The sequence below is a fragment of the Oleiharenicola sp. Vm1 genome (assembly GCF_047777955.1).
Taxonomy (GTDB): Bacteria; Verrucomicrobiota; Verrucomicrobiia; order Opitutales; family Opitutaceae; genus Didemnitutus.
Genome location: NZ_CP180537.1, coordinates 2693657 through 2704677 on the forward strand (window position 1 = coordinate 2693657; position 11021 = coordinate 2704677).

Annotated in this window: 7 protein-coding genes and 2 pseudogenes; all 9 read left to right on the forward strand. The window is 71.4% G+C overall.

Features of this window, described 5'->3' with window-relative positions; genetic code table 11:
* Positions 1 to 342: 342 nt before the first annotated feature.
* A complete protein-coding gene (locus tag ACMYLB_RS13140; protein ID WP_415907449.1) occupies positions 343 to 1503 on the forward strand; it encodes an iron-containing alcohol dehydrogenase in 1161 nt (386 codons plus the stop codon).
* Entirely contained in the window at positions 1500 to 2396 is an 897-nt protein-coding gene (locus ACMYLB_RS13145) for a dihydrodipicolinate synthase family protein (protein ID WP_415907450.1), read from the forward strand. The genes ACMYLB_RS13140 and ACMYLB_RS13145 overlap by 4 nt, the downstream gene beginning before the upstream one ends.
* 4 nt (positions 2397 to 2400) lie before the next feature.
* A pseudogene (locus ACMYLB_RS13150) lies at positions 2401 to 2832 on the forward strand (four-carbon acid sugar kinase family protein); the annotation flags it as partial.
* A gap of 461 nt (positions 2833 to 3293) precedes the next feature.
* Positions 3294 to 3554: a nucleotide-binding domain containing protein gene (locus ACMYLB_RS13155; protein WP_415907451.1), complete on the forward strand. Its 261-nt coding sequence runs from the start codon at positions 3294 to 3296 to the stop codon at positions 3552 to 3554.
* On the forward strand, positions 3551 to 4564 hold the full coding sequence (gene pdxA / locus ACMYLB_RS13160; RefSeq protein WP_415907452.1) for a 4-hydroxythreonine-4-phosphate dehydrogenase PdxA: 1014 nt from the start codon (positions 3551 to 3553) through the stop codon (positions 4562 to 4564). Before ACMYLB_RS13155 ends, pdxA begins: the two co-directional genes overlap by 4 nt.
* The gene (locus ACMYLB_RS13165; protein WP_415907453.1) at positions 4561 to 6357 is read left to right on the forward strand and encodes an exo-alpha-sialidase; all 1797 of its coding nucleotides are present in this window, start codon (positions 4561 to 4563) and stop codon (positions 6355 to 6357) included. Before pdxA ends, ACMYLB_RS13165 begins: the two co-directional genes overlap by 4 nt.
* Before the next feature lie 24 nt (positions 6358 to 6381).
* A complete protein-coding gene (locus ACMYLB_RS13170; RefSeq protein ID WP_415907454.1) occupies positions 6382 to 7929 on the forward strand; it encodes a sodium:solute symporter in 1548 nt (515 codons plus the stop codon).
* 2 nt (positions 7930 to 7931) lie between these two features.
* A complete protein-coding gene (locus ACMYLB_RS13175) occupies positions 7932 to 10469 on the forward strand; it encodes a hypothetical protein (RefSeq protein ID WP_415907455.1) in 2538 nt (845 codons plus the stop codon).
* Positions 10470 to 10475: 6 nt separating this feature from the next.
* Positions 10476 to 11015: pseudogene (locus tag ACMYLB_RS13180) on the forward strand (sugar-binding domain-containing protein); the annotation flags it as partial.
* Positions 11016 to 11021: the final 6 nt, after the last annotated feature.

The window sequence follows — 11021 nt, forward strand, 5'->3', positions numbered from 1 at the left end:
TCCCGGTGGCAGGAATATTTCTTTCGGAATCATAATGCCCGTCCGCGCCCCGTCCGGCGGGCGATTTCACGCCCTCCGCCCCCCCGTCCCTCGGAACACCGTTGAACCAGCGATTAACGCAACCGCCCGCGCGGCCCGGTCCGCCGCCGCTCCCGCGCCGTCCGCGCCGCGGACTTTTTTCCACCCGCGGCGCGGCCATGTTCCGCCATTGCCATCGAAAAAATCGCCGTCACTGGATAGCGGGGCCCGCTTCGCGCAACGAAACGGGCCTGCCATGCGTCGCCACCACCCCACTCGTTCCGCCCTCGCCGGCGCGCTGCGCGTTGCGCGGCGCGCCATGCCATGAGCACGCCCCGGCCCATCACCCTGCTCCAACCCGCGCGCATCGCCTTCGGCGCCGGCGGTGCCGCGCCGGCAGTCCTGGAATTTTCCCGCGGCGTCCATCGCCGCGCCGTCGTCATCAGCACCGCCGCCCTCACCGCCGCCGCTGAGACGGTGGCGCAAACGCTCGCGACGGCCGGCATCCCGACCGAGGTGATCCTCGAGCCCCCGGCCGAGCCCACCGTCGCCTCGTGCGAGGCGCTGCGCCGCCGCACCCGCGCCGCCCGCCCGGACGTCGTCTACGCGCTCGGCGGCGGCAGCGTGCTCGACGTCGCCAAGCTCGCCGCCGCGCTGCACGACCGCGACGAGCCGGTCGCGCAGTTCTTCGGCTCCGGCCTCGTCACCGCCCGCCGCACCGCGCTCGCCTGCCTGCCGACCACCGCCGGGACCGGCAGCGAGGTCTCGCCCAACGCCCTCCTGCTCGACGAGGCCGCGCAGGCCAAGAAGGCCGTCATCAGCCCCGCACTCGTGCCCGACATCGCCATCGTCGACCCCGAGCTCATGCGCTCGCTGCCGCCGGCGCTCACGGCCACGACCGGCATCGACGCGCTGGCGCACTGCCTCGAGGCCTACGCCAATCTCTCCGCCCACCCGGTCGTCGACCTCCACGCGCTCGAGGGCGTCCGGCTGATCGCGACGCACCTGCCGCGCGCCGTGGCCGACGGCCACGACCTGGCCGCGCGCTCGGCCGTCGCCCTCGGCAGCCTCTACGGCGGGCTCTGCCTCGGCCCGGTCAACACCAACGGCGTGCACGCCCTCGCCTACCCGCTCGGCGGCGAGCACCACCTGCCGCACGGCCTGTCGATCGCGCTGATGCTGCCGCACGTCGTCGCCTTCAACTGCTCGGCCCTGCCCGAACGCCACGCCGCCCTCGCCCGCGCCCTCGGCGCGCCGGACCTCGGCGACGACCGTCGCACCGCCGCGCAGCTCCCCGAGCGGCTCCGCGCGCTGCTCGCGGCGTGCCGCGTGCCGCTGGGCCTCGAGCGCCACAACATCCCCCTCGCCCGCCTGCCCCAGCTCGCCGAGGCGGGCCTGCTCGTCACGCGCCTCCTGAAAAACAACCCGCGTCCGGTCTCGCGCGACGACGCCATCGCCATCTACCAAGCCGCCTATCGCGCATGAAAACCGCCCCGCACCACGGCGTCATCGTGCCCCTGGTCACCCCGGCCACGGCGGACGGACGCCTCGACGAGGCGGGCGCCGAGCGGCTCGTCGCCCACGTCGCCGCCTCCGGCTGCGGCCTGCTCGTCGCCGGCACCACCGGCGAGGTCGCCTCACTGCCCGACGCGGTGCGCCGCCGCTTCGTCGAGATCGCCGTGCGCGTCGCAGCCGGCCGCGTCCCGGTCTTCGCGTGCGTCGCGCACAATTGCCTCGCCGACAGCGTTGCGCTCGCGCGCGAGCACCTGCGCCAGGGAGCCGACGCCGTCGTCGCGATGCTGCCGAACTACTTCAAGCTCGAGCCGGCCGAGATGCGCCGCTACTTCGAGCAGCTCGCCGACGCGACGCCCGGTCCGGTCTATCTCTACAACATCCCCGCCACCGTCGGCATGTCGATTCCCCTCGAGGTGATCGAGGCGGTCAGCGCGCGCGCGAACGTGATCGGCCTGAAGGATTCCGAGAGCGCGCCCGGACGCAAGGAGGCGCTGGCGGAGCGCTTCGCCGCCCGCGCCGACTTCGCGCTCTTCATGGGCGCGGCCGCCCACAGCGCCGCGGCGCTGCGGCTCGGCTTCCGCGGTTTCGTCCCGAGCTCCGGCAACTACCGCCCCGACCTCGCCGCCCAGCTCTACGCCGCCGCCCGCGCCGGCGATTGGCCGCGCGCGGAACAGCTCCAGCAGGCCTCCGACGCCGTCGGCGCCGTTTACCAGAAGGGCCGCACGCTCGGGCAGTCGCTCGCCGCGCTGAAAGCGATGCTCGCCGAGCGCGGGCTCTGTGGTCCAGACATGTTCCCGCCGCTGGCGCCGCTCGACGCCGAAGCCCGCGCCGCCCTCCGCGCCCAACTCGCCCCTCTCACCTGATCCCATGCCTCGCCTGCCGTTCATCGTCATCGCCGACGACCTCACGGGTGCCGCCGAACTCGCGGCCCTCGCCCACCAAGCCGGATTACGCGCCGTCGTCCTGACCGAGCCGCCGCGCCGGGGCATCTCCGCCGACGTCATCGTCTGCGACAGCGGCACGCGCCTCGCCACCCCCGCCGTCGCCGCCCGCAAGGTCGCCCGGCTCGCCCGCCGCCTCCGCTCCATCCCGAACGCCGGCATCTTCAAGAAGGTCGACTCCGTCCTGCGCGGCAACGTCATGGCCGAGATCGAGGCGTGCATGGAGGTGCTCGGCCTGCCCCGCACGCTGCTCGTGCCCTGCAATCCCTCGCTCGGCCGCATCATCAACCACGGCCGCTACTTCATCGCCGGCGTGCCGCTGCACCGCACCGCCTTCGCCCGCGAGCCGCATCACCCGCGCAAGACCTGCCTCGTCGACCACCTGCTCGCCGACGGCTCCGCCCCCGTCCAGTGCTACCACACCGCCGAGGAGCTGCCCGCCAGCGGCGTCAGCGTCGGCGAGGCCAGCAGCCCGGCCGACGTCTCGCTCTGGGCCTCGCGGCTGGACAACCAGACCTTCCCGGCCGGCGGCGCCGACTTCTTCCGCATGTGGCTCCACCACCACCGCGCCGGCCGCCGCGTCACGCGCACCGTGTCCCCCGACCTCGGGGCCACCCTGATGCTGAGCGGCACCGCCACGCCGACGGATCCGGTCACGCCCGTGCCCGGCCCGCAGATCGCCCTCAAGCCGAACGCGCTCCCCGGCCCGGCCCGCTCGCGGCGGAGGCGCTCGCGCATCTGCGCGCCACCCAGGTCGTCTCCGTCTTCATCCACGTCTCGCCCAAGTCCGGCCAGGGCTCCTCGAAGGCGATCAACCGCATGTTCTCGCTCCTCGTGCGCCGGCTGCGCCCGACCCGGGCCTTCCGCCACGTGCTCATCGCCGGCGGCACGACGACCGCGCTCGTCCTCGAATCCCTCGGCTGGCACCGCCTCGAGGTCGTGCACGTGTGGGGACCCGGCGTCGTCACGCTGCGCCCGTCCGAGGCGCCGCGCTTCGCCATCACCACGAAACCCGGCAGCTATCCCTGGCCGGTGAGCCTGCGCCGCCACTTCGCCACGATCGACGCCGCCGCGGAATGAGTTCGAGCTCGATCATCGCCCTCACCCTCGGCGATCCGGCCGGCACCGGCCCGGAACTGATCCTCAAGGCCCTCGCCCAACCCGAGGTGCGCGCGCTCGGCCCGCTGCTCGTCGTCGGCGACGCCGCCGTGCTCGCGCGCGCCCAGCGCTACACCGGCACCACGCTGCCGATCCGCACGGTGAAGACGGCCGCCGACGCGCCCGCCTTCGCCGCCGACGGCGTGGCCGTGCTCGATCTGGCCAACGTCGACGCCGCCCGCCACCACCTCGGCCGCGTCGATCCGCTGTGCGGCCAGGCCGCCTACGAATCGATCAGGCGCGCCACGGAGCTGGCGCTCGCGGACGAGGTCGGCGCCATCGTCACTTCCGCCATCAACAAGGCGGCGCTCAACGCCGCCGGGCATCATTTCGACGGCCACACCGGCCTGCTCGCCCAGCTCTGCGGCGCGCCGGGCGCGACGATGATGCTCGTCGCCGACCAGCTGCGCGTCAGCCACGTCTCGACCCACGTCTCGCTCCGCCAGGCCATCGACCGCGTGCGCCCCGAGCGGATCGTGAAAGTCCTCCAGCTCACGCACGCCGCCGTGCGCCGCCTCGGCATCGCGCAGCCGCGGCTCGCCGTCGCCGGCCTCAACCCCCACGCCGGCGAAGGCGGCCTCTTCGGCGACGAGGAGGAGAAGTTCATCGCCCCCGCCGTCGCCCAGGCGCGCGCCGCCGGCCTCGACGCGCACGGGCCGTTCGCGGGCGACACGATTTTCTTCCGCACGCTGCAGGGCGAGTTCGACGCCGCCGTGGCGATGTATCACGACCAGGGCCACGTCGCCGCCAAGATGCTCGGCATCTGGCGCGGGGTGAACGTCACCCTCGGCCTGCCCATCATCCGCACCTCGGTCGAGCACGGCACGGATTTCGCCAACGCCGGCACCGGCCGCGGCGATCCGCGCAGCCTCGTCGAGGCGATCAAGCTCGCCGCCCGCATGGCGCGCCACCGCGCGTCCGTCGCCGCATGATTCCGCGCTGGCTCCTCCTCCTCGGCCTGCCCGCCGCGCTCGCCGCCGCGCCGGCGGCGCCGCCGCCGTTCGTTTTCACCGGCCCGGAACGCGCGGCCTCCACCGCCGACGGCGGCCTGCGGCCGGTCGTCGGCGGACAGAACATCCAGGTCTACCGCGCCAACCGCACGCACCCGGCCAACGCGGAAAAACTCGGCCACACCTACTTCCACCAGCCGATGCTCGCCTGGTGGCGCGGCCGGTTCTACGTCGAGTTCCTCAGCAACCCCGTCGGCGAGCACCAGGGCGCCGGCTCGACCTGGCTGACGAGCTCCGCCGACGGCGTCCGCTGGGACGAGCCGCGCGTGATCTTCCCGCCCTTCGCGCTGCCCGACGGCACGCCGACGCTCGCGCACCAGCGCATGGGTTTCTACGTCGCGCCGGACGGCCGGCTGCTCGCGCTCGCCTTCTACGGCAAGCCGCCCGAGCCCAACGACGGCACCGGCATCGGCCGCGCCGTGCGCGAGGTGCACGCGGACGGCTCGCTCGGGCCGATCTACTTCATCCGCCTGAACGCCAAGCAGCCCTTCGCCAACTTCACCCCGCCCTACCCGCTCTACCGCACGTCGCCCGACCGCGGCTTCGTCGCCGCCTGCGAGGCCCTGCTCGCGAACAAGCTCATGACGGGCCAGTGGTGGGAGGAGGACCAGCTCGACGAGAGCGGCTTCTACACCATCCGCGGCAAGGCGATGTCCTTCGTCCACCGTCCCGACGGCGCCGTGCTCGGCGTCTGGAAGAACGCGCTCGTCGCCCTCTCGCGCGACGAGGGCCGCACGTGGACCGAAAAGCAGTTCGGCACGAACCTGCCCAACAACGCCTCGAAATACGCGCTCACCCGCACCGGCGACGGCCGCTTCGCGCTTTTCCTCAACCCGACGAACCGCCTGCGCTTCCCGCTCGCCGTGATGACCAGCGACGACGGCGAGCATTTCTCCCAGCTGCTCACCGTCCACGGCGAGACGCCCGACCAGCGCTTCGCGGGCAATTTCAAGAACCTCGGCCCGCAATACGTCCGCGCCATCGCCGAGGGCAACGGCACGCCGCCCGACCACGCGCAGGCGACCTGGGTCACCTACAGCGTGAACAAGGAGGACATCTGGGTCGCGCGCGTCCCCACGCCGATCACCGGCCGCGCCGCCGCGCCCGTCGCCGACACCTTCGAGGCCGACGCCGTCGGCGCGCTGCCCGCCGGCTGGAACGTCTACAGCCCGCTCTGGGCGCCCGTCCGCGTCGTCGCCGCCGGCGGCGCCGGGCACGCGCTCGAGCTGCGCGACGAGGATCCCTACGATTACGCGCGCGCCGTGCGCGTCTTTCCGGAGACGCACGGCCTGAAGGCCGCCTTCAAGATCCTGCCGCGGCAGACCGACGCGCGCCTCGAGATCGAGCTCACCGACGCCCGCGGCAACCGCCAGCTCCTGCTCGCCCTCGCCGAGGACGGCCGCGTGTGGGTCTCGCACGAGGGCGTCTGGACCGACAACGGCGCTTACCGCTCCGGCGAGTGGCTCGCGTTCGCCTACGACGCCTCGCCCAAGCCGACCTCCGACCGCGGCGACCTCTTCCTCAACGGCCACCCCGCCACGCCGCGCGCGATCGGACCGACCGAGGCGACGACGACCGTCGAGCGTTTGTCGTTCCGCACCGGCGCGGCGCGTTCGCGGCCGTTCGGCGGACGCGACTTGTCCGGGGCCGACGAGAAGGCGCCCGCCGCTTCCTTTCTGATCGACGACGTCGTGCTCACGCCGGTGTCGCCGTAGCTTTCGCTGTTCGTCACCTCCCCAATGAATTCCCTCCGCTGGTTGGACCTCGCGGTCATCGTTGTCTACATGGTCGGCATGCTCTGGCTCGGCCTGCGCTACACGCGCCGCCAGAAGACGACCGAGGACTATTTCGTCGCCGGCCGCTCGATTCCCGCGTGGGCGATGGGCGTGTCGGTCTTCGCCACGCTGATCAGCAGCATCACCTTCATCGCCTATCCCGGCGGCGCCTTCGGCGGCAACTGGGCCGAGCTCGTGCCGGGCTTCATGGTGATCGTCGTCCTCGTGCTGGTGGGCTCGATCATCATCCCGTTCTTCCGCGAGGTCGTCCGCATGAGCGCGTTCGAGTATTTTGAAAAGCGCTTCGGCTACAGCGTGCGGCTCTACACCTCGCTCGGCTTCACGCTGGGGCATTTCTCCAAGATGGGCTTCGTCTTCTACCTCGTCGCCCTCACCGTGCAGAGCCTCACCGGCTGGGACATGTCGACCGTCATCGTCGCCTCCGGCATCGTGACCGTGATCTACACCTACGCCGGCGGACTCGAGGCGGTGATCTGGACCGACGTCGCGCAGGGCTTCATCATGTGGCTCGGCATCGCGATCAGTCTGGGCACGCTCGTCGTGCTCATGCCCGGCGGGGCCGCGGCGGGTTTCCAGCTCGCGTGGGACAACCACAAGTTCGACCTCGGCACGCTGCAGTGGGATTTCTCCGCCAAGAGCTTCTGGGTCATGGCCGCCTACGGCTTCTTCTGGTATCTCCAAAAATACACCGCCGACCAAACGATCATCCAGCGCTACCTCGTGGCCAAGGACGACCGCTCCGCCGTTCGCGGCGTCGCCCTCGGCGCGCTGCTCTGCATCCCGGTCTGGGCGCTCTTCCTCCTCATCGGCACGCTGACGTGGAGCTACTACCGGCTCTCCGGCGAGGTGCTGCCGCCGCACATCGTGAAGCCCGACCAGTTCTACCCGCACTTCCTCGCCACTCACGTGCCGGCCGGCTTTGCGGGCGTGATCATGGCGTCGCTCTTCGCCGCGGCGATGTCCACGATCTCGTCCGACCTGAACTGCTTCGCCGTCGTCGGCGTGGAGGACTTCTACGCCAAGCTGCGCCGGAACACCACGGACCGCGACCGTCTCGTCATGGGCAAGGTGATCGTCGCCATCACCGGCGCCCTCTGCACGCTGGTCGCGCTCTGGCTCGCCCAGACCAAGGGCACGGCGCTCTCGCTCTACTTCACCGCCACGTCCGTGCTCGCCGGCGGCCTGTTCGGCGTGTTTGCCCTGGCCTTCCTCAGCACGCGGGCACACCTGCGCGGCCTGTGGGTCGGCATCATCGCCTGCATCCTCTTCACCGCCTACGCCACCTTCACCTCCGGCAAGGCGCCCGTGCTCGACCTCGGCGCGTGGAACTTCCGCCTCAACGGCGTGCTCATCGGCGTCATCGGCCACCTCATCGTCGTCGCCGTCGGCTACGCCGCGAGCCTCGTCCTTCCCGGTCCGCGCGCGCCGGCGGGTCTCACCGTCTGGGGCTGGCGCGAGCAAAAGCGCCGCGCCGCCGCCGCGGTTTCCTGATCATGTCATTCCGGCTCCTCGCCGCCTTCCTGCTCTCCGCGCTCGCCGCGCACGCCGCGATCGAGCTGCCCGCCCAGGCCTCGCCGCGCGTCCGCTATGGCGCCGCGCGACTCGAAAAGGCCCTCGGCGCAGCCGCGCCGCGCATCGCCGTGCGGGTGGTGCCCGGCAGCGCCCAGCCCGAGGGCTTCACGATCACCGCCCCGCCCGGCGGCACCATCACCGTGACCGGCGCGGACGACTCGGGCGCGCTCTACGGCTGCCTCGAGCTCGCCGCGCGCCTGCAGGCCGGCCAACCGCTCCCGCCCCGCCTCGCCGACGCCCCGCAATTCCTCCTGCGCGGCCCGTGCATCGGCATGCAGAAAACCTACCTGCTCCCCGGCCGCAAGGTCTACGAGTATCCCTACACGCCCGAGGAATTCCCGTTCTTTTACGACCAGGCCACCTGGACCGAATACCTCGATACGCTCGCCGACCTGCGGATGAACACGCTTTACCTGTGGAACGGCCACCCGTTCGCCTCGCTAGTGAAGCTCCCCGACTATCCCGAGGCGCTCGAGGTGACCCCGGAGACGTTCGCCCGCAACGTCGCGATGTTCCGCTGGCTCGCCGCCGAATGCGACCGCCGCGGCATCTGGCTGGTCCAGCAATTCTACAGTATCCTCATCTCCAAACCGCTCGCCGAAAAACACGGCCTTTCGACCCAGCTTCACGCCTGGAACGACCTCGCCGCCGACTACACGCGCAAGTCCATCGCCGCCTTCGTCCGCGAATACCCGAACGTCGGCCTCATGCCGTGCCTCGGCGAGGCCCTCCAGGAACAGGCCACGCAAACGCGCTGGATGACCGAAGTCATCCTGCCCGGCGTGAAGGACGGCATGGCCGCCGCCGGCCTCACCCATGAGCCGCCGGTCATCATGCGCACGCACGCGACCGACGCCACGAAGGTCATGCCGGAAGCGCTGAAGGTTTACCGCAACCTCTACACCGAGGCGAAATTCAACGGCGAGTCGCTCACCACCTGGGAGCCGCGCGGCGTCCGCCAGCAGCTCCACCTCGCGATGAGCCGCCTCGGCTCCACCCACATCGCCAACGTCCACATCCTCGCCAACCTCGAGCCGTTCCGCTACGGCGACGTCGAGTTCATCCAAAAGTCCGTCGTCGCCATGCGCGACCGCCTCGGCGCCCGCGGCCTGCACCTCTACCCGCTCTTCTACTGGGACTGGCCGGTTTCGCCGGACATCGCTCCGACACCGCTGAGACAATGGGAGCGCGACTGGATCTGGTTCGCCGCCTGGGCGCGCTACGCCTGGAATCCCGACCGTCCGGCGGATGGCGAGCGCGCCTACTGGACCGCGCGCCTCGCGGAGCACTACGGCGCCGCCGCCGCGCCGCACATCCTCGACGCCTACAACGCCGCCGGCGAGTGCGCCCCGCGTATCCTGCGGCGCTACGGCATCACCGAGGGCAACCGCCAGACGATGTCGCTCGGCATGACCCTCGACCAGCTCGTCCGCCCCGAGAAATACCGCGAGTTTCCCGAGCTCTGGGAATCGCAGTCCCCGCCCGGCGAGCGCCTGAAGGAATTCGCCGAGCGCGAAGCCAAGGGCCTGCCGCACGAGGGCGAAACGCCGCCCTCGATCAATGCCGAGGTGCTCGCCTTCGCCGCCCGCGCCGTTGCCGCCATCGACGCCGCCGCTCCGCTCGTGACCCGGAACCGCGAGGAGTTTGCGCGTCTGCGCAACGACGTCCGGGCGATCGACGCGATGAGCCAGTTCTACGTCGCCAAGACCCGCGCGGCGCTGGCCGTGCTGCGCTACGGCTACTCGCGGAAGATCGACGACATGCGCGCCGCCCAGGACCGGCTCGGCGAGAGCGTCGGCTATTTCCGCCAGCTCACCGCGCTGACCAAGGACAGCTACCAGGCCGCCAACTCCATGCAGACCGCGCAGCGCCGCATCCCACTCCCCGGCGGCGTCGGCGGCAAGGCGGCCAACTACCACTGGACGCAGCTGCTGCCCGTCTACGAAAAGGAGCTGGCCGATTTCCGCGCGCAGGTCGTCGCGCTCTCGCATCCCGCCGCCGGCCGCACGCACGCGCCGTTCGCCGCCGCCGACTTCAAGCTCCTGACGCCCGGCCTCGAGACCTTCACCGCCCAGCTCGGCAACACCGCCTTCAGCGACTCCGACGCCGTCATCACGTCCCTCGCCCCCGAGCTCGAAGGCCTGCAGGGCCTCAAGCTCTCCCTCGCCGCCACGCGCTCGGATGCGCCGCGGAAAATCCAGTTCTCCTGCGCGCAACCGGTCCGCGTGCTCGTCGGCTACTTCCAGGCGACCGGTCCCGCCTGGCGCAAGCCGCCCGAGCTCGAAACCGACGCCACCGCCGGCGAACGGGGCGGCGTCGAGGCGCTGCTGACCCGCGCGGTCGAGTTTGACTCTCTCCCGCCGTTGAACATCCACGCCTTCGACTACCCCGCTGGCACGCACACTCTCGACGTGCGTGGCACGGGCGCCTTCGCCATCCTCGGCATCGTTCAACCCTGATCCGCCATGCGCCTCGTGTTTCGCCTCCTCGCCGCCACGGCCCTCGCCCTCGCCGTCTCCCAGATCCGCGCCGATGGCGCCCCGCTCCCGACCGAAACGCTCTACCTCTCCGGCACCGGCAGCCACGACGCCGTGCCGTGGGACTTCCTCTGCACCGGTGGCCGCAACAGCGGCGTCTGGACCAAGATCGCCGTGCCCTCCTGCTGGGAACAACAGGGTTTCGGCACCTACGACTACGGCGTCGAGTTCAGGCCGAGCAAGCGCCTCGCCACCCAGCCGCGCGTGCCGGATGAACAGGGGATCTACCGCCGCGAGTTCGCCGTGCCCGCGGCGTGGAAGGGTCGCGTCGTGCGCCTCGTGTTCGACGGCGTGCTGACCGACACCGCCGTGAAGCTCAACGGCCAGTCCGTCGGCGAAGTGCACCAGGGCGGCTTCTACCAGTTCCGCTACGACATCACCGACCAGCTCCGCTTCGACGCCCCCAACCTCCTCGAAGTCACCGTCAGCAAGCATTCCGCCAACGCCAGCGTGAACACCGCCGAGCGCATGGGC

Bases quoted from the DNA above. Each gene is read 5' to 3' on its own strand.
- ACMYLB_RS13165 (WP_415907453.1), top strand. From the start codon at position 4,561: ATGATTCCGCGCTGGCTCCTCCTCCTCGGCCTGCCCGCCGCGCTCGCC.
- ACMYLB_RS13155 (WP_415907451.1), top strand. From the start codon at position 3,294: ATGTTCTCGCTCCTCGTGCGCCGGCTGCGCCCGACCCGGGCCTTCCGC.
- ACMYLB_RS13170 (WP_415907454.1), top strand. From the start codon at position 6,382: ATGAATTCCCTCCGCTGGTTGGACCTCGCGGTCATCGTTGTCTACATG.
- pdxA (WP_415907452.1), top strand. From the start codon at position 3,551: ATGAGTTCGAGCTCGATCATCGCCCTCACCCTCGGCGATCCGGCCGGC.
- ACMYLB_RS13140 (WP_415907449.1), top strand. From the start codon at position 343: ATGAGCACGCCCCGGCCCATCACCCTGCTCCAACCCGCGCGCATCGCC.
- ACMYLB_RS13145 (WP_415907450.1), top strand. From the start codon at position 1,500: ATGAAAACCGCCCCGCACCACGGCGTCATCGTGCCCCTGGTCACCCCG.
- ACMYLB_RS13175 (WP_415907455.1), top strand. From the start codon at position 7,932: ATGTCATTCCGGCTCCTCGCCGCCTTCCTGCTCTCCGCGCTCGCCGCG.